The sequence below is a fragment of the Pseudomonas berkeleyensis genome, from assembly GCF_014109765.1.
In the GTDB taxonomy this organism is placed as follows: Bacteria; Pseudomonadota; Gammaproteobacteria; order Pseudomonadales; family Pseudomonadaceae; genus Aquipseudomonas; species Aquipseudomonas berkeleyensis.
This window is the reverse complement of sequence record NZ_CP059139.1, coordinates 4,795,001-4,817,546: the sequence shown is the minus strand read 5'-3', so window position 1 is coordinate 4,817,546 and position 22,546 is coordinate 4,795,001. Positions and strand designations below refer to the sequence as shown.

Genomic DNA, 22,546 nt, shown 5'->3' with positions numbered 1-22,546 from the left:
GGAGCTAAAAGCACAAGTGGAGTAGCACCCATGCTCAGCCCCTACATGTCACCCGTCGAGCGTCTCTGGTACTACGGCCTGCGCATCATCTGCGGCCTGGTACTGCTGTTCCTGATACTGCCGGTGCTGGTGATCGTGCCGCTGTCGTTCAACTCCGGCACCTTCCTGGTCTACCCGCTGCAAGGCTTCTCGCTGCGCTGGTACGAGGACTTCTTCATGTCCGCCGACTGGATGCGCTCGCTGAAGAACAGCCTGATCATCGCCCCGGCCGCCACCCTGCTGGCGATGGTCTTCGGCACCCTGGCCGCCATTGGCCTGACCCGTGGTGAATTCCGCGGCAAGGCGCTGGTGATGAGCTTGCTGATCTCGCCGATGATCGTCCCGGTGGTGATCATCGGCGTGGCCAGCTACCTGTTCTTTGCCCCGCTGGGGATGGGCAACAGCTACCTGTCGCTGATTCTGGTGCATGCGGTGCTGGGTGTGCCGTTCGTCATCATCACCGTGTCGGCTACGTTGCAGGGCTTCAACCACAACCTGGTGCGCGCAGCGGCCAGCCTGGGCGCTTCGCCGATCACCGCGTTTCGCCGGGTGACCCTGCCGCTGATCGCGCCTGGGGTGATCAGCGGCGCGCTGTTCGCCTTCGCCACCTCGTTCGACGAAGTGGTGGTGACCCTGTTCCTCGCCGGGCCGGAGCAAGCGACCCTGCCACGGCAGATGTTCAGCGGCATCCGCGAGAACCTGTCACCGACCATCGCTGCCGCCGCGACCTTGCTGATCGGCTTCTCCATCCTCCTGCTGCTGACTTTGGAATGGCTGCGCGGGCGTAGCGAGAAACTGCGGACATCGACGCCGGAATAAATGGCGACCGCTGCATGAACAAGGCCTCGCCGGAAAACCAGCGGGGCCTTTCTGTCGTGAGGCGAATTGGCGCGCTTGTCATGGTGCGCTGTCATCCGATGCATCAGCCGCTACAATGCGCGCCACCGTGACCAAGCACTACGAACCTTTTACGATCTGCTGCGCGTCGGCCAGGCGTCGTTAAAAACAGGCTCGGAATGCTCATTTACTTCAGTAAACTCCGCTTGATTCGCTGCGCTCCCCCTACGGGCCAGCCTGCGGCTGTTACTTCACTTCGTTACGTTCTCGCCTGTTTTTGCCTAGCTTGGCTCTAGCTCGCGAGATCCCAAACCGGTTCTCAGAGGTGCGCCATGCAACCCTTCGCCATCGCTCCGTCGATCCTTTCCGCCGACTTCGCCCGCCTGGGTGAGGAAGTGGACAACGTACTCGCCGCCGGGGCGGACATCGTCCACTTCGATGTCATGGACAACCACTATGTGCCCAACCTGACCATCGGCCCGATGGTCTGCTCGGCGCTGCGCAAGTACGGCGTTACTGCGCCTATCGATGTGCACCTGATGGTCAGCCCGGTCGATCGCATCATCGGTGATTTCCTCGAAGCCGGCGCCAGCTACATCACCTTTCATCCCGAAGCCACCCTGCACATCGACCGCTCCCTGCAGTTGATCAAGGACGGCGGCGCCAAGTGCGGCCTGGTGTTCAACCCGGCGACCTCGCTGGATGCGCTGAAGTACGTGATGGACAAGGTCGACATGATCCTCTTGATGAGCGTCAACCCCGGCTTCGGCGGGCAGAAGTTCATCCCCGGCACGCTCGACAAGCTGCGCGAAGCCCGTGCGCTGATCGACGCCAGCGGCCGTGATATCCGCCTGGAGATCGACGGTGGCGTCAGCGCCAAGAACATCCGTGAGATCGCCGCAGCGGGCGCCGACACCTTCGTTGCCGGCTCGGCGATTTTCAACCAGCCGGACTACAAAGCCGTGATCGACGCAATGCGCGCCGAACTGGCCCAGGTGCGTGGATGAAAGCGCTGCGCGAACTGTGCGCCGGTGAGTTGCCGCGCCTGGTGATGTTCGATCTGGATGGCACGCTGGTCGATTCGGTACCGGATCTGGCCGCAGCCGTCGACCGCATGCTGGTCGAGAGAGGGCGCGCACCAGCCGGTATCGAGCGCGTACGCGAATGGGTCGGTAACGGTGCGCGCGTGCTGGTGCGCCGTGCCCTGGCTGGTGGCCTGGATCACGCCGCAGTGTCCGACGTCGAGACCGAGGAGGCGCTGGGGCGCTTTCTCGATATCTATGCCGACTGTCATGAACTGACCGTGCTCTATCCGGGCGTTCACGAATTGCTGGAGGCCTTGAGCACTGCTGCGGTCGAGCTGGCTGTGGTGACCAACAAGCCGGAGCGCTTCGTCGCACCGCTGCTGGAGCAGGTCGGGTTGGGTGGCTACTTCCGCTGGATCATCGGCGGCGACACCCTGCCGCAACAGAAACCGGATCCGGCCGCTTTGCTGCAGGTCATGCACTTGGCTGGCGTCAGCCAGGCCCAGTCGTTGTTCGTCGGCGACTCGCGCAACGATGTGCTGGCCGCCCGCGCTGCCGGAATCCCCTGCATTGCGGTGAGCTATGGCTACAACCATGGCCGTCCCGTTGCCGAGGAGCAGCCGAGCCTGGTGGTCGATAGCCTCGCCGAACTGCTCTGACGAATCTGTAGAAGTGAAGCCACTGGCTATGTCCGCGCAGGCTGCAAATACACGCATCTGGCTTTTGTAGGAGCGGATTTATCCGCGAAATTAGCGATGAAATCGCGGATAAATCCGCTCCTACAGCGCTATCGCCTTGCCCTGCTTGCAGCGTGTGGCTTGTAGCTGCTACCTTGGCCGCTCTCCTTATTCCCCCGCCTGTCGAGATCGCACCGTGGTGGTTAGCTGCAAACTCTGGATGAAAGTGATCAAGGCCCTGGCCCGTTGGCGCTGGCGCGCCTGATTTCGTCCTGCCGCTGCGCGCGGCCCGTTTGCACTTGACCGATTTTCCAAGCCATGAGGCTGATCATGACCCATGAAGAATTCCTGCGTTTAGCCGATGAAGGCTACAACCGCATTCCGCTCGCCTGCGAAACCATCGCCGACTTCGACACGCCGCTGTCGATCTACCTGAAACTGGCCGATGCGCCCAATTCCTACCTGCTCGAATCGGTGCAGGGCGGTGAGAAATGGGGGCGTTACTCGATCATAGGCCTGCCGGCGCGTACCGTACTGCGCGTGCACGGCCACGAGGTGGTGATCACCACCGACGGCGTCGAAGTCGAGCGACATCAATGCACCGACCCCCTGGATTTCGTCGAAGCGTTCAAGGCCCGCTACCGGGTGCCGACCATCGCCGGTCTGCCACGTTTCAATGGCGGCCTGGTTGGCTACTTCGCCTATGACAGCGTGCGTTACGTCGAGCCCAAGCTGGCTGCCGGGGTGAACCCCGATGCGCTGGGTACGCCGGATATCCTGCTCAATGTCTCCGATGCCGTGGTGGTGTTCGACAACCTGGCGGGCAAGATGCACGCCATCGTCCTGGCCGACCCGACCGAGGCGGACGCCTTCGAGCGTGGTCAGGCGCAGTTGCAGGAAATCCTGCGCAAGCTGCGCCAGCCCTTCACTCCGCGTCTGGGCGTGGATCTGAACAAGCCGGCAGGCGAGGAGCCAGCGTTTCGCTCCAGCTTCAGCCGCGAGGATTACGAGCGCTCGGTCAGTGCCATCAAGGACTACATCCTGGCCGGAGACTGCATGCAGGTGGTGATTTCCCAGCGCATGTCGATCCCGTTCAAGGCTGCACCGATCGACCTTTATCGCGCGCTGCGCTGCATCAATCCGACGCCTTACATGTACTTCTTCAACTTCGGCGACTTCCACGTGGTGGGTTCGTCGCCCGAGGTGCTGGTACGCGTCGAGGACAATCTGGTCACCGTGCGTCCCATCGCCGGCACCCGCCCTCGCGGTGCCACCGAAGAGGCCGACCTGGCGCTGGAAGAAGACCTGCTCGCCGATGCCAAGGAAGTCGCCGAACACCTGATGCTGATCGACCTGGGCCGCAACGACACAGGCCGCGTCTCGGAAATTGGCTCGGTCAAACTGACCGAGAAGATGGTCATCGAGCGTTATTCCAACGTCATGCACATCGTTTCCAACGTCACCGGCGAGCTGAAAAAAGGCCTTACTTCGATGGACGCGCTGCGCGCTATCCTGCCGGCCGGCACCCTGTCCGGCGCGCCGAAGATCCGCGCCATGGAAATCATCGACGAGCTGGAACCGGTCAAGCGTGGCGTCTACGGCGGCGCGGTCGGCTACTACGCCTGGAACGGCAATATGGACACCGCCATCGCCATCCGCACCGCGGTGATCAAGGACGGTGAACTGCACGTGCAGGCTGGCGCCGGCATCGTCGCCGACTCGGTGCCCGCGCTGGAGTGGGAAGAAACCCTGAACAAGCGCCGCGCCATGTTCCGCGCCGTTGCGCTCGCCGAACAGACTGTCCCCCAGGCCAAGGTATAAGTAAGGAGCCGTACCATGCTTTTGATGATCGATAACTACGACTCCTTTACCTACAACGTGGTGCAGTACCTGGGCGAGCTGGGTGCTGACGTGCACGTGATCCGTAACGACGAACTGACCATCGCCCAGATCGAGGCACTCAAGCCCGAGCGCATCGTCGTCTCGCCCGGCCCGTGCACGCCGACCGAGGCGGGTGTGTCCATCGAGGCCATCCTGCATTTCGCCGGCAAGCTGCCGATCCTCGGTGTCTGCCTCGGCCACCAGAGCATCGGTCAGGCCTATGGCGGCGATGTGGTGCGCGCGCGCCAGGTGATGCATGGCAAGACCAGCCCGGTGTTCCATGAGGACAAGGGCGTGTTCGCCGGTCTCAACAACCCGCTCACCGTGACCCGCTATCATTCCCTGGTGGTCAAGCGTGAGACCTTGCCGGACTGTCTGGAAATCACGGCCTGGACGCAGCATGAAGACGGCACCGTCGACGAGATCATGGGCCTGCGCCACAAGACCCTGAACATCGAAGGCGTGCAGTTCCACCCCGAGTCCATCCTCACCGAGCAGGGCCACGAGCTCTTCGCCAACTTCCTCAAGCAGACCGGAGGCGTGCGCGCATGAATATCAAGGAAGCCCTCAACCGGATCGTCGCCCAGCTCGATCTGACCACCGAGGAAATGCAGGCGGTCATGCGCGAGATCATGACCGGCCAGTGCACCGAGGCGCAGATTGGCGCCTTCCTCATGGGCATGCGCATGAAGAGCGAGACCATCGACGAGATCGTCGGTGCTGCCAGCGTCATGCGTGAACTGGCCTCGCCGGTGGTGATCGACGCTGAGCGTCTGGTCGATACCTGCGGCACCGGTGGCGATGGCATGAACATCTTCAACGTCTCCACCGCGGCGGCCTTCGTCGTCGCCGCGGCTGGCGGCAAGGTGGCCAAGCATGGCAACCGCGCCGTGTCCGGCAAGAGCGGCAGCGCCGATCTGCTGGAAGCGGCCGGCGTCTACCTGGGGCTCAAGCCGGAACAGGTGGCCCGCTGCGTCGAAAGCGTCGGCGTCGGTTTCATGTTCGCGCCGTCTCATCATGGTGCGATGAAACATGCCATCGGCCCACGTCGCGAGCTGGGGCTGCGTACCATCTTCAACATGCTCGGCCCGATGACCAACCCAGCTGGCGCCAAGCATCAGGTGATCGGCGTGTTCAGCCAGGCGCTGTGCCGGCCGATGGCCGAAGTGCTGCAGCGTCTGGGCAGCACCCATGTGCTGGTGGTGCATGCGCAGGATGGTCTGGACGAGATCAGCCTGGCGGCGCCGACCTTCATCGCCGAGCTCAAGGATGGCGTGGTCAGTGAATACCGCGTCCAGCCTGAAGACTTCGGCATCAAGAGCCAGAGCCTGATCGGCCTGACCGTCGACAATGCCGAGCAGTCGCTGGCGCTGATCCGCGATGCCCTGGGTCGCCGCAAGACCGAGAATGGCCAGAAAGCAGCCGACATGATCGTGCTCAACGCCGGCGCCGCGCTTTACGCCGCCGACCATGCCAGCAGCCTGCGCGAAGGCATGCTGCTGGCGCATGATGCGCTGCATACTGGCCTGGCGCGGGAGAAGCTCGAGGAGCTGGTGTCCTTTACCGCTGTATTCAAACAGGAGAATGAAGGGTGAGCGTGCCAACCGTTCTGGAAAAGATCCTCACCCGCAAGGCTGAAGAGGTTGCTGCTCGCCGTGCGATCGTCAGCCTTGAGGAAGTCGAGCGCGAAGCCCGTCAGGCCGATGCGCCGCGTGGTTTCGCCAAGGCGCTGCTGACCCGTGCCCTGCAGAAGCAGCCGGCGGTGATCGCCGAGATCAAGAAGGCCTCGCCGAGCAAGGGCGTGATCCGTGAGGATTTCGTACCGGCCGATATCGCCCGCAGCTATGAAGCGGGTGGTGCGACCTGCCTGTCGGTGCTGACCGACATCGACTTCTTCCAGGGCGCTGATGCCTATCTGCAACAGGCTCGCGCCGCTTGCAGCCTGCCGGTGATCCGCAAGGATTTTATGATCGACCCCTATCAGGTCGTCGAGGCGCGTGCCCTGGGTGCTGACTGCATTCTGCTGATCGTGGCGGCGCTGGAAGATGCGCGGATGGTCGAGCTGGCCCAGGTGGCCAAGGCGCAGGGGCTGGATGTGCTGGTCGAGGTGCATGACGGCGAAGAGCTGGATCGTGCGTTGACGCTGTTGGACACACCGCTGGTGGGCATCAACAATCGCAACCTGCACACCTTCGAAGTCAGTCTGGATACCACCCTGGATCTGCTGCCGCGCATTCCGCCCGAGCGCCTGGTGGTCACCGAGAGCGGCATTCTCAACCGCGCCGATGTCGAGCTGATGGAAATCAACGAGGTTCACGCCTTCCTGGTCGGCGAAGCCTTCATGCGCGCGGAAGACCCAGGCGCCGAGTTGAACCGCTTGTTCTTCCCGTGAAAACGAAAAAGCCGGCTCGATAGCCGGCTTTTTCATGGCACCAGACTCAGCGAGTGCCGAATACCACCATGGTCTTGCCCTTCACGTGTACCAGCCCCTGTTCTTCCAGAGACTTGAGTACGCGGCCGACCATTTCCCGCGAACAACCGACGATGCGGCCGATTTCCTGACGAGTGATCTTGATCTGCATGCCATCTGGATGGGTCATCGCATCCGGCTGCTTGCACAGATCGAGCAGGGTGCGGGCGACACGTCCGGTGACATCGAGGAAAGCCAGGTCACCGACCTTGCGCGTGGTATTGCGCAGGCGCTCGGCCATCTGGCTGCCGAGGGCGAAGAGGATGTCTGGATCCTGCTGGGTCAGTTCGCGGAACTTGGTGTAGCTGATTTCCGCGACCTCGCATTCGGTCTTGGCGCGAACCCAGGCGCTGCGTTCCTTCTCCGTGCCTTCTTTCTCGAACAGGCCCATCTCGCCGAAGAAATCGCCGGCGTTGAGGTAGGCGATGATCATTTCACGGCCATCGTCATCTTCGATGAGGATGGTGACCGAACCTTTGACGATGAAGAACAGGGTTTCGCAGCGATCACCCGCGTAGATGATGGTGCTTTTCGAGGTGTAGCGACGACGGTGACAATGCGCGAGAAGTTTATCGAGGTTCTTGATTTTAGGTGTAAGGGTAATAGCAACCATGCCCGAGTCCCGAATATGAAAAATGAAGGCCTTTGTCCAACGGCAATTTCTTATTTGTTATCCGGCCAAGTGTGCCAGCAATCCGGCGTCAGCTTAACAAACATACTATGACCAGGGAGTTTTTTGCGACCTGGATAACATAACGCAGCGGAACTTTGGCGCATGGCGTGCACGTCGGATTGCCCGGCTGCCTGTGCTAATCTGCGGGACTTTTCCACTCAGGGAGCCAAGATTGATGAAAGCGCGTGTGCAGTGGGCCGGTGAAGCTCTGTTCCTCGGCGAGTCCGGTAGTGGCCATGCGGTGGTGATGGATGGCCCGCCCGATGCCGGTGGTCGCAACCTGGGTGTGCGTCCCATGGAGATGTTGCTGATCGGTCTGGGTGGCTGCAGCAACTTCGACGTGGTCAGCATCCTGCGCAAGAGCCGGCAGCCGGTGGAGAGCTGCGAGGTGTTCCTCGAAGCCGAGCGTGCCACTGAAGAACCCAAGGTGTTCACCAAGATCCACCTGCATTTCGTGGTCAAGGGCCGTGGGTTGAAGGAGGCGCAGGTCAAGCGGGCGGTAGAGTTGTCGGCAGAGAAGTATTGCTCGGCCTCGATCATGCTCGGCCGTGCTGGTGTGGATATCAGCCACGATTACGAGATCGTCGAGTTGGGCTGAGTCGCCTCACGCAAAGAACAAGGGCGCCGATGGCGCCCTTGTCGTTTCAGATGCGATACGTGCTCTTGGTCATGACCTTCGACAGCAGCGTCATGCCGAACTTGATCGGCGCCGGGAAGCGTACGCCGCCAGCAGCCAGGGCACTGTTGGCGTGCTGCTCTTCGTCGACGCGCATCTGTTCGAGAATGGCGCGGGACTTGGCGTCGTGCTCGGGAATCTGTTGCAGATGCTCGTCCAGGTGCTTGCACACCTGATCCTCGGTGGCTGCGACGAAGCCCAGGCTGACCTTGTCGCTGACCAGGCCGGCTACCGCGCCGACCCCGAAGGAGAGGCCATAGAACAGCGGGTTGAGCACGCTGGGGTGGCTACCGAGTTCACGGATGCGCTGTTCGCACCAGGCCAGGTGGTCGATCTCTTCGTCGGCCGCATGTTCCATGGCGCTGCGCACTTCCGGCAGCTTGGCGGTCAATGCCTGGCCCTGATAAAGCGCCTGGGCGCAAACCTCACCTGTGTGGTTGATGCGCATCAGGCCGGCGATATGACGACTTTCCTCGGGGTTCAGCTCCGCATCGCTCTGCACGATGGCTGGCGATGGTCGGCTAGAGGCGCCGCTGAATGGCAGCAGGGTGCGCAGGGCGGCATCGGCCTGCAGTAGAAGGCGGTCGACAGGGGAATAGTGGCGTTCGCTGGCCATGGGGCACCTCCGGGAAATACAACGCCGCCAGTTTACTGCAAATGTGACCACATCGCCGAAACACCAGAGCGGTAGAGCGCGTCGTACGCAGTGAAAAACCACCAGCGCCCCATTAAGGCAGTTCGCGCACCACGCGAAAGCCCAGGGCGTAATCGCGATGATGGGGTTGCTTGAGGTCGCGCATGCTGCTGCGCAGGTAGGCTGGGCCACTGTTCCAGGCACCCCCGCGCACCACGCGTGGGCTGTTGTCGAGCAGGCCGACACTTTGCGTTTCGCTGCCATCGAAGCTTTGCGTGAAGCGCGAAGCGGTCCATTCCCAGACATTGCCGGCGGTGTCGTAGAGGCCGAAGCCATTGGCGGGGAACTGGCCTACCGTGGCCGTCTTGTTCTGCAGCAGGCGCGGGCTGGCGCAACCGCGGCAGTGGGCGCGTGGCCGTGCTTCTGTACTGTCCAGCTCATCGCCCCACCAGTAGTAGGTCGTGCTGCCGCCACGTGCGGCATATTCCCACTCCGCTTCGGTCGGCAGGCGATAACGTGCGCCAGTCTGCCGGGATAGCCATTGTGTATAGGCATGGGCATCGCGCCACGAGACATGAATCACCGGGCGCGTGGACGAAAGCCCCCAGCCTTCGTTATCCGGCATCTGTGCACCACTGGCGGCGGCATAGCGCTGCCAGTCCGCGAAGGTCACCTCGTAACGGCCGATAGCAAACGGAACCGTGATCTCGATGGTTCGTTGCGGACGTTCGTTGTGATTGCCACGCCCGCTGCCATCGCCCATGAGGAACTGCCCGGCAGGCACGACCACCAGCTCCGGCCCGTTGCCGCCAGCGTCGAGCCCGTCATGAAATATCTGCCCCGGCTGCAGGCTCCAGGCCGGCAGCGTCAGCAGTGTCAGGGCAATGCCCGTCAGCAGGCGCATCAACCCGGAGGCCAGTGCAGCTGGCGCTGCCCGAGCACGTGCATATGGATGTGGTGAACCGTCTGCCCGCCGAGGTCGTTGCAGTTCATCACCAGGCGGAAACCTTTCTCGCAGCCCTGTTCGCTGGCCAGGCGCTGGGCACTGTAAAGCAGGTGTCCGGCCAATGGCTTGTCGCTTTCCTTCAGGTCATTGAGGGTGGCGATGTGTCGTTTCGGGATCAGCAGAAAGTGAACGGGTGCCTGCGGCGCGATATCGTGAAAGGCGATGATCTGATCGTCTTCATAGAGCTTGCGCGCCGGAATTTCACCAGCGACGATCTTGCAGAACAGACAGTCCATGCGGCGGACTCCTGGCGATGGTCGAGGCCGGGAGTTTAACAGCCTGTCGCTATCGAGGGCGCGAGCGCGGCCTCTGCGGGGCTTTCACAAGGAGCGGGTGTTGAAGAACGATATTCACGATCTGGGCTTGGTGCTGGACTCGAAGGTCAAGCTGGTGGTCATCGAGTCCTGGGACGAGCTGCGCGTGCTGGAAACCCTGACCGGGCTGGCTGTGAAGCGCGGCCTTGGGCTGCACACCTGGTCGGTGACGGAGGGCCTGCAGCACCTTGGTTTTGCGGGGGCAGCCGTGGATGAATCGACGACGCTGGAGCCGGAAGCTGCGCTGCGCATGATCAAGGCTGACCCGCAGCCCAACCTCTACGTGATGTGCGATCTGCATCCGTTCCTTGCCGACAACCCCCGCCTGGTGCGCCTGCTCAAGGAAATCGCCATGAACGAGGCGGCGCACAAGCCGACCCTGGTATTGGTTTCCCATGCGCTCAAGTTACCGGCCGAGGTGCAGCGTTATGCGGCGCGCTTCAGCCTGGCCCTGCCTTCGGAAGATGAGCTGCTGAGCATCGTTCGTGACGAGGCCACGCGCTGGAGCGAGCGCAATCGCGGCGCGCGGGTGCGCACTGACAACCGCACCCTGCAGCAGGTGGTGAAGAACCTGCGAGGTCTCAGTCACGCCGAGGCGCGGGCGCTGGCGCGTAATGTGATCTGCGATGACGGTGCGATTACCCAGGAAGATATCCCCGAACTGAACAAGACCAAGTTTCAGTTGCTGGATCTGGAGGGCGTACTCAGTTTCGAATACGACACCGCGCGCTTTGCCGATGTCGGCGGGCTGCTCAATCTCAAGCGTTGGCTGGCCGAGCGTCAGGCGGGTTTCATCGAGGGCAAGATCGCTGACGCACCCAAAGGGGTCATGCTGGTCGGCGTGCAGGGTGGCGGCAAGAGTCTGGCGGCCAAGGCCGTCGCCGGATTGTGGGGGCTGCCACTGCTGCGACTGGATTTCGCTTGCCTGTACAACAAGTTTTTCGGTGAGACCGAGCGCAACCTGCGCGAAGCGCTGCGCCTGGCCGAGCAGATGGCGCCCTGCGTGCTGTGGATGGACGAAGTGGAGAAGGGCTTGGCCAGCGGTGATCATGACGGCGGCGTGAGCCAGCGCGTGCTGGGCACGCTGTTGACCTGGATGGCCGAGCGCAAGGCGCCGGTGTTCGTCGTCGCCACGGCCAACGCCATCGACCGTTTGCCACCAGAGCTGGTGCGCAAGGGGCGCTTCGACGAGTTGTTCTTCGTTGATCTACCCAGTGCCGAGGTGCGCGCCGAGATTTTCCGTATCCATCTGCAACGCCGCGAGCTGGAACCGGTAGCATTCGATCTGTTGCAGCTGGCTGCGGCCAGCGAGGGTTTTTCCGGGGCGGAGATCGAGCAGGCGGTGGTCAGCGCGCTGTACGCCGGGCAGGCGCAGCAGCAGGCTGTCGATCAGGCGTTGATGCTACGAGCACTGCAAGGCACGGCGCCGCTGTCGGTGGTGATGGCCGAGCGGCTGGCTGAGCTTCGCCACTGGGCCGATGGGCGGACGGTCAATGCCGGTTAGTGGCCCGTTCAGGAGCCGGTGAATGGCCGAGTTAGGCGGCCACTGAGTTTACGTACCAGCCAGCGTGGCGCCAGACGCGGGCTGAGTGCCAACAGGCGATTGCGCCAACCGGGGATGATGATGGCGCGGTTCTTCTCCAGTGCACGTATCGTGATGAGCGCCACTTCCTCGGCTTTCATCATCAACTTGCTGCCTTCCAGGCGGGCGACATTCATCTGTGCGCCGCGGAAGAACGCACTGTGCGTCGGCCCGGGGCAGAGCACGGAAACCTTGATGCCGTGCGGGCGCAACTCTTCACGCAGACCTTCGGAGAAGTGCAGCACGTAGGCCTTGCTGGCGTAGTAGCTGCTCATCCACGGGCCTGGCTGAAAGGCGGCAATCGACGCTACATTGAGAATCTGTCCGCCGCCCTGTTGCGCCATGTGCTGGCCGAGCGCGTGGCACAGGCGTGTCAGGGCCAGCACGTTGACCTCCAGTTGTTCCCGTTCGCGACTCCAGTCCTGCTCCAGGAATGGGCCTGCGCAGCCAAGCCCGGCATTGTTCACCAGCAGATCGATGCGCCACTGCCCCTGTTCCAGTTCATGTAGCAGACCCGACAGTTGCAGTGGCTCGCTGAGGTCGCAGAGGCGAAACAGCACCTCGACACCAAAACGTTGCGCCAACTCACAGGCGATGCTTTCCAGCGCGTCGCGGCGGCGCGCCACCAGAATCAGGTGACGCCCTCGGCGCGCCAGGGCTTCGGCCATGGCCAGGCCGATGCCGCTGGATGCTCCGGTGATCAATGCATAACTGCGCATGGTGGGCGGTTACTGCTCCTGGTATTCGGCGGCGCGTTCGGCGTAGCCCTGATATTGGGGAATGGCGATGGCGGCAACGATACCGCTGATGGGAATCAGCAGGAACAACCAGGCCAGAATCTTGACCGATGTGCTGTTGGGTGGTGGTGGTGGCCCGAAGCGATTCGCACCCTGGGTGCCAGGGATGATCAGCATCAACAAGGCGAATACGCTACCCACGACCGGAATCAGGTGAACCAGCAGCAGCCAGCCCGACCAGCCGATGTCGTGCAGGCGCTGCACGCCGATAAAGACGCTGACGACGATGGCGGCAATGCTGAGCAGGCCGATCACCAGCATGCCCAGAGTCGAGGAGAGCGCAGTGAGGCCGATCCATGCTCCCAGGATGGGAATGAAACACAGGGTCATCGCCATCAGCCAGCCCAGATAACGTACGCGACCTATGCGGCCATTCACGCCGAACACCTTGAGCTCGCCGAACTCGGGCAGACGCTCGGCGACATTGGCTTGTGGTGGGGCGTAGGGCGAGGCGTTGCTGGCAGTTGTTGCGGCCTGGGGTTGTTCGGCCAGTTGTGCCTGACGCGCCAGGTACTTCTCGATGATGATGCCGCAGGCCGCGCATTCGTTGGCCTTGGCTTGCTGGTGGCCACACTTGGGGCAGCTCATGCTGGAGGTCTCGGCCTGCGTGGCCTGCTGCACTTCGTCGTCGGTCGGTACCAGGCTCAGGTTGGCAGCCTGATCCAACTCCTTGCGCACCTTGGCGCCGGCCTTCTGCAAGGCGCTGAGGTATTGATCGGCCTCGCTTTCGCCCAGGTCGCGCTTGAGCGCTACCGGGTTGCCACTGAACAAGCTGTCGATGCGGGCCTGATCGCTCTTGAACAGGCGAGCCAAATTTTCCTTGACCGTTTCCAGCGTGGTCTCGGGCATTAATTGGCCGTCGAACACGATCTTGTAGCGCGGTTGGTTCATGCGAGCTTCCTTGTCGGCGGGAAGTTGGAGTGAGCTGATGGCCCGTTGGGGGAACAGGCTCCTAGCCTAGAGTGCGGTGAGGCCAATGCACAAGCGGCCTGGAGCACAGTTCGGAGTCATGCTTCAACCGGCGGGCAGGGGACTCCAGCGACCGACCAGTTGGCCACGTCGCAATAGGCGTATCTCATTGAAGTCGGCCAGCAGGCCTTCGCTGATGGCGGGTCGCAGAAATACCCAGTCGTCCTCGCTCAAAGCAGTGCTCGCGCTGCCGATCAGGCGCTCCTGGTTGGCACTGCGGCCATAGAGCGCGTCATAGTCGAGCCCTTCGGGCGAGACCGGTTGTGCAGGCCAGCGCCCACCGTAGAGGTAGTACGCCCGCTGGCGATTTGGATTCCAGTTGGCGATCAAGGGCTGTACCGGCTTTAGGTAGGGCAGCGCGCCATCGACAGCTTTCAGCAAGGGGCTGGCTATCCACAATGCTGCCTGGTGCTGCGCCAGCAGAGGCGTATCGAACTCCCCGGGCATGAGCAACGCCGAACCTACGGCGATCTCGTTGAGTGCCGTATCCAGTTGGCTGTGCAGCGGGTAGGTCAAGCTTCCACCACCATTGAGCAGCGGCGTCGAGGGCCATAGCTTGGGGAAGGCCTGAGCAGCGGCAATGAACTCGCGATAGCGAGCGTTGGCGTCGGCGAATGCCTGTTGCTGCGAGACCCAGGGTGGCGTGTGGGCGATATGCGCGTCATAGCCCATCAGTCCCTGCAGTTGCAGCGTAGGGTGCTGGTGCAAGTGTTGCAGCGCCTGGCCCAGCGCTTGCGGTGTAGGGAAACCACCGCGCTGCAGACCGATATCCACCTCCAGGGCGATACGCAGCGGCTGCTGCAAGGCCTTGGACAGTTCGGCGTATTGCAACAGGCGCGCTTCGCTGTCGATCAGCCAGGTCAGTTGGCGCGTTGGATCGAAAGGCAGGTATCGCGGCAACTGGCGGTAGAAGGTCAGGGCTGCTTGTGCTGGCATGGGTTTACCCAGCAGCAGGTCGGCTTGCGGGAAATCGCGAGCCAGACGGTTCAGCTGAGGCTGGTGAAAGACCATGAAGCGCTGGGTTTGCAGGCGTTTGGCCAGGTAGTCGAGCAGGCCGTTGCTGGCCAGTGACTTGGCCACCAGGCGCAGTTCCAGGCGACCGCGTAAACGCTCGGCCAGTAGATCCGCGTTGGCATCGAGGCGGTCAAGATCGATCAGCAGCGTCGGAATGCCCTCGGCATCACGCTGCAACTGCTGGTTGAGCGCGGCGAAGTAGGCATCATGCACTCGGCCGCGATCATCTGGCCGCAGCGCCCAGCCCCCGAGCAGGGTGAGGGCGCCCAGGCCCAGCAGATGGCGGCGCTTCATCGCGGCCAGCGTTGTCCCAACTGCTGGCTCTGCGTCAGCGTGGCGCGGTACTCGCTGTCCAGTCGTGCCACGAGTGCTTGTACCGATGGCAGATCATCGATACCGCCGACGCCCTGGCCTGCTGACCACACGGTTTTCCAGGCCTTGGCTTCTTCATCCATCGGCTTGAGCTTCTCGCCGTAGTTGATATCGGCCTTGTTCTGCAGTTGCTTCAGGTCGTAGCCGGCCTGTTCCAGGCTCTGGCGCATGAAGCTGGCCGGTACACCGGAGACGGCGGGGGTATGGATGATGTCGGCAGCTCGGGCGCCAAGGATCATCTCCTTGTATGCCTGTGAGGCATTGTTCTCGGTCGTGGCGATGAAGCGGGTGCCCATGTAGGCCAGGTCGGCACCGAGCAACTGCGCCGCGAGAATTTCGTGGCCATGGTTGAGGCAGCCGGACAGCAGTACGGTCTTGTCGAAGAACTGGCGGATCTCGGCCAGCAGGGCAAACGGGCTCCAGGTGCCGGCATGTCCACCGGCGCCGGCAGCAACGGCGATCAGGCCGTCGACGCCCGCTTCGGCGGCTTTCTCGGCATGTCGACGGGTGGTTACGTCATGGAACACCAGGCCTCCATAGCTGTGCACCGCGTCGACCACTTCCTTCACTGCGCCGAGGCTGGTGATGACGATGGGTACACGGCGCTCGACGCAGATCGCCAGATCCGCCTGCAGCCGTGGGTTGCTCTGGTGAACGATCAGGTTGACGGCAAAGGGTGCCGCGTCGGCTGTCAGGCTGGCGGAAATTTCATCGAGCCAGGCGCTGAAACCTGCGCTTTCACGTTGGTTCAGTGCCGGGAAGCTACCGACGATACCGCTGTTGCAGCAGGCACTGACCAGGGCAGGGTTGGAGACCAGGAACATCGGAGCGGCTACCAGGGGTAAACGCAGGCGTTGCTCGAGCAGGGCAGGCAGAGACATGGCGATTTCCTCAGAAAGGGCGAACGACGACCAGGATGACGATGCCGAGCAACGCCAGCACCGGCGCCTCGTTGAACCAGCGGTAGAACACATGGCCGCGGCTGTTCTCGCAGCGCGCGAAGCGCTTGAGCTGAGCACCGCACAGGTGGTGATAGATCACCAGAGCGATGACCAGTGTGAGCTTGGCGTGCATCCAGCCCTGGCTGAAGTAGTAGCTGGGGTTGAGGCTGAGCAGCCAGATGCCGAGAGCCAGGGTGAGAATCATCGACGGGATCATGATGCCGCGATAGAGCTTGCGCTCCATGATGCAGAAACGCTCGTGGCTGATGCTATCGCTGCTCATGGCGTGGTAGACGAACAGGCGCGGCAGGTAGAACAGACCGGCGAACCAGCAGACCATGGCGATGATGTGCAGGGCCTTGAGCCATAGGTAGAGCATTTTCGATCCTTGCGCGGGAAAATGGCCTCGATAGTAGAGGCAGCTGACAGCCTGAGTCACCTCCGCGGTTGGAGCTTGGCCGATGCAGCTTTATCATCGGCACCTTTCCAATGGTTTTTGCAAAGGGGCATGGGATGATCAAGGTCGGTATCGTCGGCGGCACGGGTTACACCGGTGTCGAGCTGCTGCGTCTGCTGGCGCAACACCCGCAGGCAGACGTGGCCGTGATCACTTCCCGCTCCGAGGCCGGCCTGCGCGTCGATGAGATGTACCCGAACCTGCGCGGCCACTACCCGGATCTCGCCTTCAGCGTGCCGGACGTTGCTACGCTGGGCGCCTGTGATGTGGTGTTCTTCGCCACGCCGCATGGCGTTGCGCATGCCTTGGCGGCGGAGCTGCTGGCCGCCGGTACGCGGGTTATCGACCTGTCTGCCGACTTCCGTCTGCAGGACGCCGAGGAGTGGGCCAAGTGGTACGGTCAGCCACATGGTGCGCCGGAGCTGCTGAGCGAGGCGGTATACGGCTTGCCCGAGGTCAATCGTGAGGCGATCAAGTCTGCGCGCCTGATCGCCGTGCCTGGTTGCTATCCGACAGCCACTCAGCTCGGTCTGATTCCGCTGCTCGAAGCGGGTCTGGCCGATACCGCCAGCCTGATCGCCGACTGCAAGAGTGGCGTCAGTGGTGCGGGTCGCGGGGCCAGTGTCGGCTCCCTGTTCTGCGAGGCGGGCGAAAGCATGAAAGCCTACGCAGTCAGGGGCCACCGCCATCTCCCGGAAATTCGTCAAGGCCTGCGCCTGGCTGCTGGCAGTGATGTCGGCCTGACTTTCGTGCCGCACCTGACGCCGATGATTCGCGGCATTCACGCCACTCTGTACGCACGTGTGGCCGATACCTCGGTGGATCTGCAAGCGCTGTTCGATACCCGTTACGCGAACGAACCTTTCGTCGACGTGATGCTGGCCGGCAGTCATCCGGAAACCCGTAGCGTGCGCGGTGGCAACGTCTGCCGTATCGCCGTGCATCGCCCACAGGGTGGCGATCTGGTCGTGGTGTTGTCGGTGATCGATAACCTGGTCAAAGGGGCATCCGGTCAGGCCGTGCAGAACATGAACATTCTCTTTGGTCTCGACGAGCGTCTCGGCTTGTCCCATGCGGCCCTGCTGCCGTGACGCCGGCCTGGGAGGTTCGCCTCAGCGATCCACGTCGTGATCGCCGACGCCGCTGGCTGTTGTGTCTGTTACTGCTGGCCGTGCCGGCAGCATTCCTGATCGGCATGTATTGGCCTCAGCAACAGTTTCAGCAGCGTCAGGGGGATGATCAGACGCTGCTCACCCGTCTGGCTGAGCAGGATCAGGAACTGGAGTTGTTGCGTCAGCGCCTGGCCGTGGTCGGCAGCAGTGACAAGGTCAGCCAGCAGGCCATCGAGCAGAACCGTCGTACCATCAAGTTGCTCGAGGAGCAGATCTTCAAGCAGCAGCAGGATCTGGCTTTCTACAAAGGCGTACTGGCTCCGGCCAGCCGCCGCGAAGGCATTCGCGTGCGTGCTTTTGAGTTGCAAGCGACGGACGTGCCACAACGTTTCCGCTACAAAGTGCTGATGAGTCGTGTCGGTACCAGTGATGAGCCGCTGCAGGGACAGCTGCGCATCAGCATCGAAGGCAAGCAGGGCGGCAAGGACGTCAGTCTGGAGCTGGCGGCGTTGTCCGATGAGGTGAGCGAGGCTGCTATTCCGTTCTCCTTCAAGCACTTTCAGTCTTTCCCCGAGGCCGGACGCTTCGGCGAGTTGCAACTGCCTGACGGCTTCGAGCCGCTGCAGGTCAAGGTTCGTGCGGAAGTCGAAGGTGACAAACCGCTGGATCGTACGTTTGATTGGATAAAATCAGGAGTGATACCCACCCATGTGGAATAAAGACAAGGCCAAGCCCGACCTGCAGCGTTTCAGCGGCAAAACCAGCCTGATCGCCGCCGGTGCCGAGCTGGTGGGTGATATGCGCTTTCAAGGCGCGGTACAGGTGGATGGCCGGGTCACCGGTAATCTGCTGGCGACCGAGGGGCTGGTGCGAGTCAGCGTGGGCGGTATGGTTGAAGGTGAGATTCGCGCCCCCCATATAGTGATCGACGGTGAGGTAAGCGGGGATGTTTTCTCCAGCGGTCACCTTGAGCTGGGTTCGCGCTCCCGGGTTCGCGGCAATCTGCACTACGGCCTCATGGAAATGGCCATGGGAGCACAGATCGAAGGTCGGCTCTATCACCTGAAAGACGGCGAGCGGCCGCTGGAGCTTCCGGCGACTGTGGATGCCGAGCAATAGTTGACCAATTTTGTAGGGCAAGCTGATAATGCTTGCCTAGCAGGCTGTTCTTAGCGACGGCCAGGCAACGTAGGTAGTTTTCAACAACCTGCTAACGCAGTAGGGCGCATGGCGCCGGGAGTCATAGCATGAGCGTCGAAACCTTCACCCCTGCCCCCTTGCACTTCACCCAGGGTGCAGCCAGCAAGGTGAAGACTCTGGTCGATGAAGAGGGTAATCCACGCCTGAAACTGCGCGTGTTCGTCACGGGCGGTGGTTGCTCGGGCTTTCAATATGGCTTCACCTTCGATGAAGACACCGCTGAAGATGACACCATCGTCGAGCGCGAAGGGGTCAGTCTGGTGGTCGATGCCATGAGCTTCCAGTACCTGGCAGGCTCGGAGGTCGATTATCAGGAAGGCCTGGAAGGCTCGCGTTTCGTGATCAAGAACCCCAACGCCACCACGACCTGTGGCTGTGGTTCGTCTTTCTCGATCTGAAGCGATTCGTTGGAATGAAACGCCGCGCCTAGTGCGCGGCGTTTTCGTTTGCTCGCTACATCCCTAGGCAGGGTAGATGGCACCGAGTACGCGAAGGCCGTGTGCTCCGGTCACGCTGGGGCGATTGCCTGGGATGCCCTCGAGGGCGCAATGGGCGAGCCAGGCGAATGCCATGGCTTCGACCCAGTCGGGGTCGATACCCCGGTCGGCCGTGCTGGTGACATGAGCTTCTGGTAACAGCGAACCCAGGCGCGTCATCAGGCACTGGTTATGAGCGCCTCCCCCGCATACCAGCAGGGCATCGGTCTGCGCTTGTGCCCTGCGCAGAGCGCTGACGATGCTATGAGCCGTGAGCTCGACCAGGGTCGCCTGCACATCTTCTGCGGCAATGGGTGCAAGTGTCTGCAAATGCCTGAGCAGCCAATCCAGGTTGAACAGCTCACGCCCAGTGCTCTTCGGGCCCTGCGCAGCGAAGAAGGGATCACCCAGCAGGCGAGTTAGCAGCTCGGCATGTACCTGTCCGGTGGCAGCCCAGTCGCCATTGCGATCATAGGCTTGCCCCTGGCAGTGCTGGATCCAGGCGTCGAGCAGGACATTGCCCGGGCCGCTGTCGAAACCCAGCACTTCCTGTCCCGGAGAAAGCAGGCTCAAATTGCTGAATCCGCCGACATTGAGTACCGCGACATGCTTGCTGCTGTCGCTGAACAAGGTCTGATGGAAGGCTGGTACCAAGGGGGCACCCTGGCCCCCGGCGGCCACATCACGTCGCCGGAAGTCGCCCACTACGCAGATGCCGGTCAACTCGGCCAGCAGTGCCGGGTTGCCAATCTGTATGGTGAATCCGCGTGCAGGTTCGTGGCGTACGGTCTGGCCATGACTGCCGATGGCGCGGATTTGCTGTGACTGCAGGCCTTGCTGTTGCAGTAGCTCGCCGATGGCAGTGGCTGCCAACTCAACCCAGTGCTGTTCTGCGAGTGCGGCGCGAGCCAGTTCATCGGCTCCTGATGCACAGAGTGCCAGCATGTCGCTGCGCAGTTGCTCTGGCATGGAACGATAGGCAGTGGCCAATAGGCGGGTGTGCTGATCATGCTCGATCAGCGCGATGTCCAGTCCGTCCAGGCTGGTACCGGACATCACACCGAGATAGAGAGGCATGGCTTACTGCTGATTGGCGGCCAGCATGGTGGCCTTTTCCTGATCCATGCGAGCCATCAGCGGTTTGCTCAGCTGCATGAAACGTTGCTTTTCGCTGGCGGCGATAGGATCGGCCATCGGCAGTTTCTGACTGAGCGGGTCGACGTGCACGCCGTTGACCTGGAACTCGTAGTGCAAATGAGGGCCGGTGGAAAGACCGGTCGTGCCGATATAACCGATGATCTGCCCTTGCTTGACGTTCGAGCCATTGCGCACGCCTTTGGCGAAGCCCTGCATGTGCGCATAGAGGGTACGGTAGCGTTGGCCGTGCTGGATGATCACGGTGTTGCCGTAGCCGCCGTTACGCCCAGCCAGGGTGACGCGGCCGTCACCGGCAGCCTTGATCGGCGTACCGCGTGGTGCTGCGTAGTCGACGCCTTTGTGCGCGCGAATCTTGTTCAGAATGGGGTGCTTGCGGCCAGTGGAGAAACGCGAGCTGATACGGGCGAAATCCACCGGAGTACGGATGAACGCCTTGCGCATGCTTTCGCCGTTGGCGTTGTAGTAGCTGGTGGTACCTTGCTTGCTGGTGTAACGCACGGCGGTGTAAGTCTTGCCGCGGTTGGTGAAGCGTGCCGAAAGAATGTTGCCGGTGCCAACGCGCTTGCCGTCCACCACCTTTTCTTCATAGATCACTTCGAACTCGTCGCCTTCGCGAATATCCATGGCGAAGTCGATGTCGTAGCCAAATACATTGGCCAGATCCATGGTCAGGCTATGGGAAAGACCGGCGCGTTTGGCGGAGAGAAACAGCGAGCTGTTGATCACGCCATGGCTGTAAGTGGTGACGACCTCGGGCTTGATCAGATCGCTTTGGAAATCGAAGCCCTTGTCAGTGCGACTGAGGCGGATGGTTTCCAGGTCGCTCAGTTTGGTCTGCAGGCTTTTCAGCTTGCCGTCTTCGCCCAGCTCGAAATCCAGAACCTGTCCGATCTTCAGGCGGCTGAACTGCTTGGCTTCCTTGTTGCTGTTGAGCGCCTCGTGCAGATCATTGGCGTTCAGGCCGACCTTGGCGAATACGGTAGAGAGCGTATCGCCGTTACTGACAGTGATGTTGTGGTGGTTGGGGGCGGAGGGGGGAGTGGTGTCGGCTGTTTCTAGGGTGTTTTCTTCAGCGTCTTGTTCTGCGCTGTTTGCGTTGGTGTCGGCGCTTTGCTCGATTTTTGCGAAGGGCGAGGCGGCGCCAGGTACTGGCAGTGGCGCTCGGAGGTCATCCTTCTCCTGCAGTACCAGCTCGGCATCGTTGCCAAGATCCAGGTCGAGGAAGGTTTTCTGCGCTTCGACTTCACGTGTCGGAAACACCAGAAGGGTAAGGCTGAGCAGTGCGGCCACACCGCTTGCTGCAAGAATATGGGTCTTCGGATAGAGCGGCGGCGCTTTAGATGTAGAGGTCATAGGGCTGCTTTTTGAAGTAAAAAATGAAGATTAAAAGAAGAGCATGATGAATATGCACTAACTGTATAAAATATAACCAAAACTGCACGGAGGCAACCCTGCGGGTGATGATCGGCGCATTGCCTGCCTTGCGCTGAGCAAAACTTGTGATTTGTCAGCGTTCTTGTATGGTTGGTTCCCTTTTGAATTCGGTCACTGTGAGTCATTTTATGAAGTCGGTTGAAGAGCAGCTGGCGCTGATCAAGCGTGGCGCGGAAGAGGTTCTGGTTGAAGCTGAGCTGGTCGAGAAGCTCAAGCGCGGTCAGCCATTGCGGATCAAGGCTGGGTTCGACCCTACCGCCCCCGATCTGCATCTCGGCCACACCGTCCTTATTAATAAGCTGCGCCAGTTTCAGGAGCTTGGCCATCAGGTGGTTTTCCTGATTGGCGATTTCACTGGAATGATCGGTGATCCCAGTGGCAAGAGCGCAACGCGTCCTCCTTTGACTCGTGAGCAGGTTCTGGATAACGCCGAGACCTATAAACAGCAGGTCTTCAAGATCCTCGATCCAGCCAAGACCGAGGTGGCGTTCAACTCAACCTGGATGGATCAGCTCAAGCCGGCTGATTTCATTCGCCTGGCTTCGCAGTACACCGTGGCTCGCATGCTCGAGCGTGACGATTTCGACAAGCGCTACACCGGCAATCAGCCGATCGCCATCCACGAGTTCCTCTACCCGCTGGTACAAGGCTATGACTCGGTGGCGCTCAAGGCGGATGTCGAGCTAGGTGGTACGGATCAGAAGTTCAACCTGCTGATGGGGCGCGAGTTGCAGCGTGCTTATGGTCAGGAGTCGCAGTGCATCGTCACCATGCCTCTGCTGGAAGGGTTGGACGGCGTTAA

At 61.6% G+C, this 22,546-nt stretch carries 25 protein-coding genes (1 of these 25 only partly in view); 14 read left to right on the top strand and 11 right to left on the bottom strand.

The features are described 5' to 3' along the window. The first annotated feature begins 30 nt into the window (after positions 1-30). From HS968_RS22425 to trpC, 7 genes are all read left to right on the top strand, one after another. Positions 31-858, top strand: coding sequence for an ABC transporter permease (locus HS968_RS22425; RefSeq protein ID WP_106738606.1), 828 nt, complete (start codon positions 31-33; stop codon positions 856-858). A gap of 350 nt (positions 859-1,208) precedes the next feature. Beyond that, positions 1,209-1,883, top strand: coding sequence for a ribulose-phosphate 3-epimerase (gene rpe / locus HS968_RS22420; protein ID WP_182368715.1), 675 nt, complete (start codon positions 1,209-1,211; stop codon positions 1,881-1,883). Next, positions 1,880-2,560, top strand: coding sequence for a phosphoglycolate phosphatase (locus HS968_RS22415; RefSeq protein ID WP_182368714.1), 681 nt, complete (start codon positions 1,880-1,882; stop codon positions 2,558-2,560). Before rpe ends, HS968_RS22415 begins: the two co-directional genes overlap by 4 nt. Positions 2,561-2,908: 348 nt before the next feature. Beyond that, positions 2,909-4,399, top strand: coding sequence for an anthranilate synthase component I (gene trpE, locus HS968_RS22405; protein ID WP_119694345.1), 1,491 nt, complete (start codon positions 2,909-2,911; stop codon positions 4,397-4,399). 15 nt (positions 4,400-4,414) lie between these two features. Beyond that, positions 4,415-5,011 (top strand): aminodeoxychorismate/anthranilate synthase component II, encoded by a 597-nt coding sequence (locus tag HS968_RS22400; RefSeq protein ID WP_182368713.1) that lies wholly within the window; start codon positions 4,415-4,417, stop codon positions 5,009-5,011. Further along, complete coding sequence (trpD, locus tag HS968_RS22395) at positions 5,008-6,054, top strand: anthranilate phosphoribosyltransferase (protein ID WP_182368712.1); 1,047 nt, start codon at positions 5,008-5,010, stop codon at positions 6,052-6,054. The genes HS968_RS22400 and trpD overlap by 4 nt, the downstream gene beginning before the upstream one ends. Next, a complete protein-coding gene (trpC, locus tag HS968_RS22390) occupies positions 6,051-6,851 on the top strand; it encodes an indole-3-glycerol phosphate synthase TrpC (protein ID WP_182368711.1) in 801 nt (266 codons plus the stop codon). Before trpD ends, trpC begins: the two co-directional genes overlap by 4 nt. Positions 6,852-6,897: 46 nt before the next feature. Here the strand turns inward: trpC and crp are convergent, their stop codons facing one another. Beyond that, positions 6,898-7,542, bottom strand: coding sequence for a cAMP-activated global transcriptional regulator CRP (gene crp / locus HS968_RS22385; protein WP_106738613.1), 645 nt, complete (start codon positions 7,540-7,542; stop codon positions 6,898-6,900). A gap of 235 nt (positions 7,543-7,777) precedes the next feature. On the opposite strand from crp, the gene HS968_RS22380 reads away from it, so the two are divergent. After that, positions 7,778-8,200, top strand: coding sequence for an OsmC family protein (locus HS968_RS22380; protein ID WP_182368710.1), 423 nt, complete (start codon positions 7,778-7,780; stop codon positions 8,198-8,200). 46 nt (positions 8,201-8,246) lie between these two features. Here the strand turns inward: HS968_RS22380 and coq7 are convergent, their stop codons facing one another. From coq7 to HS968_RS22365, 3 genes are all read right to left on the bottom strand, one after another. Continuing rightward, a complete protein-coding gene (gene coq7 / locus HS968_RS22375) occupies positions 8,247-8,894 on the bottom strand; it encodes a 2-polyprenyl-3-methyl-6-methoxy-1,4-benzoquinone monooxygenase (RefSeq protein ID WP_179622729.1) in 648 nt (215 codons plus the stop codon). Between the two features lie 112 nt (positions 8,895-9,006). Beyond that, complete coding sequence (locus HS968_RS22370) at positions 9,007-9,816, bottom strand: formylglycine-generating enzyme family protein (protein ID WP_182368709.1); 810 nt, start codon at positions 9,814-9,816, stop codon at positions 9,007-9,009. Beyond that, entirely contained in the window at positions 9,816-10,154 is a 339-nt protein-coding gene (locus HS968_RS22365; RefSeq protein ID WP_182368708.1) for a histidine triad nucleotide-binding protein, read from the bottom strand. The genes HS968_RS22370 and HS968_RS22365 overlap by 1 nt, the downstream gene beginning before the upstream one ends. A 100-nt stretch (positions 10,155-10,254) precedes the next feature. Here HS968_RS22365 and HS968_RS22360 point away from each other — a divergent pair, with 100 nt between their 5' ends. Next, positions 10,255-11,736, top strand: coding sequence for an AAA family ATPase (locus tag HS968_RS22360; RefSeq protein ID WP_182368706.1), 1,482 nt, complete (start codon positions 10,255-10,257; stop codon positions 11,734-11,736). Positions 11,737-11,744: 8 nt separating this feature from the next. Here HS968_RS22360 and HS968_RS22355 read toward each other — a convergent pair whose 3' ends face one another. From HS968_RS22355 to hemJ, 5 genes are all read right to left on the bottom strand, one after another. Next, positions 11,745-12,533 carry an SDR family NAD(P)-dependent oxidoreductase gene (locus tag HS968_RS22355; protein ID WP_119694354.1) on the bottom strand — a complete coding sequence of 263 codons (789 nt, stop codon included), beginning with the start codon at positions 12,531-12,533 and terminating at the stop codon, positions 11,745-11,747. Between the two features lie 9 nt (positions 12,534-12,542). Continuing rightward, the gene (locus HS968_RS22350; protein ID WP_182368705.1) at positions 12,543-13,502 is read right to left on the bottom strand and encodes a DUF805 domain-containing protein; all 960 of its coding nucleotides are present in this window, start codon (positions 13,500-13,502) and stop codon (positions 12,543-12,545) included. A gap of 123 nt (positions 13,503-13,625) precedes the next feature. Next, positions 13,626-14,888: an alanine racemase gene (locus tag HS968_RS22345; RefSeq protein ID WP_182368704.1), complete on the bottom strand. Its 1,263-nt coding sequence runs from the start codon at positions 14,886-14,888 to the stop codon at positions 13,626-13,628. Next, positions 14,885-15,847 carry an NAD(P)H-dependent flavin oxidoreductase gene (locus HS968_RS22340; protein WP_182368703.1) on the bottom strand — a complete coding sequence of 321 codons (963 nt, stop codon included), beginning with the start codon at positions 15,845-15,847 and terminating at the stop codon, positions 14,885-14,887. Before HS968_RS22340 ends, HS968_RS22345 begins: the two co-directional genes overlap by 4 nt. 10 nt (positions 15,848-15,857) lie before the next feature. Continuing rightward, positions 15,858-16,286, bottom strand: coding sequence for a protoporphyrinogen oxidase HemJ (gene hemJ / locus HS968_RS22335; RefSeq protein ID WP_182368702.1), 429 nt, complete (start codon positions 16,284-16,286; stop codon positions 15,858-15,860). A gap of 134 nt (positions 16,287-16,420) precedes the next feature. On the opposite strand from hemJ, the gene argC reads away from it, so the two are divergent. The 4 genes from argC to erpA all read left to right on the top strand — a co-directional run bounded on the left by argC (position 16,421) and on the right by erpA (position 19,074). Continuing rightward, positions 16,421-17,455, top strand: coding sequence for an N-acetyl-gamma-glutamyl-phosphate reductase (argC, locus tag HS968_RS22330; RefSeq protein WP_182368700.1), 1,035 nt, complete (start codon positions 16,421-16,423; stop codon positions 17,453-17,455). Next, positions 17,452-18,195 carry a DUF6776 family protein gene (locus HS968_RS22325; RefSeq protein ID WP_238338874.1) on the top strand — a complete coding sequence of 248 codons (744 nt, stop codon included), beginning with the start codon at positions 17,452-17,454 and terminating at the stop codon, positions 18,193-18,195. The genes argC and HS968_RS22325 overlap by 4 nt, the downstream gene beginning before the upstream one ends. Then, positions 18,185-18,595 carry a bactofilin family protein gene (locus HS968_RS22320; RefSeq protein ID WP_179622720.1) on the top strand — a complete coding sequence of 137 codons (411 nt, stop codon included), beginning with the start codon at positions 18,185-18,187 and terminating at the stop codon, positions 18,593-18,595. Before HS968_RS22325 ends, HS968_RS22320 begins: the two co-directional genes overlap by 11 nt. Positions 18,596-18,723: 128 nt before the next feature. Next, on the top strand, positions 18,724-19,074 hold the full coding sequence (gene erpA / locus HS968_RS22315) for an iron-sulfur cluster insertion protein ErpA (RefSeq protein ID WP_182368699.1): 351 nt from the start codon (positions 18,724-18,726) through the stop codon (positions 19,072-19,074). A gap of 63 nt (positions 19,075-19,137) precedes the next feature. On the opposite strand, the gene HS968_RS22310 is transcribed toward erpA, so the two are convergent. Both HS968_RS22310 and HS968_RS22305 read right to left on the bottom strand, forming a co-directional pair. Next, positions 19,138-20,229 (bottom strand): anhydro-N-acetylmuramic acid kinase, encoded by a 1,092-nt coding sequence (locus HS968_RS22310; RefSeq protein WP_182368698.1) that lies wholly within the window; start codon positions 20,227-20,229, stop codon positions 19,138-19,140. A 3-nt stretch (positions 20,230-20,232) separates the two neighbouring features. Then, positions 20,233-21,663 (bottom strand): peptidoglycan DD-metalloendopeptidase family protein, encoded by a 1,431-nt coding sequence (locus tag HS968_RS22305; RefSeq protein WP_182368697.1) that lies wholly within the window; start codon positions 21,661-21,663, stop codon positions 20,233-20,235. 209 nt (positions 21,664-21,872) lie between these two features. Here HS968_RS22305 and tyrS point away from each other — a divergent pair, with 209 nt between their 5' ends. Further along, on the top strand, positions 21,873-22,546 hold the 5' portion of the coding sequence (gene tyrS, locus HS968_RS22300; RefSeq protein ID WP_119694363.1) for a tyrosine--tRNA ligase. 526 nt of this gene lie beyond the right edge of the window; the window shows 674 of its 1,200 coding nt (coding positions 1-674); the start codon lies at positions 21,873-21,875; its stop codon lies beyond the right edge, outside the window.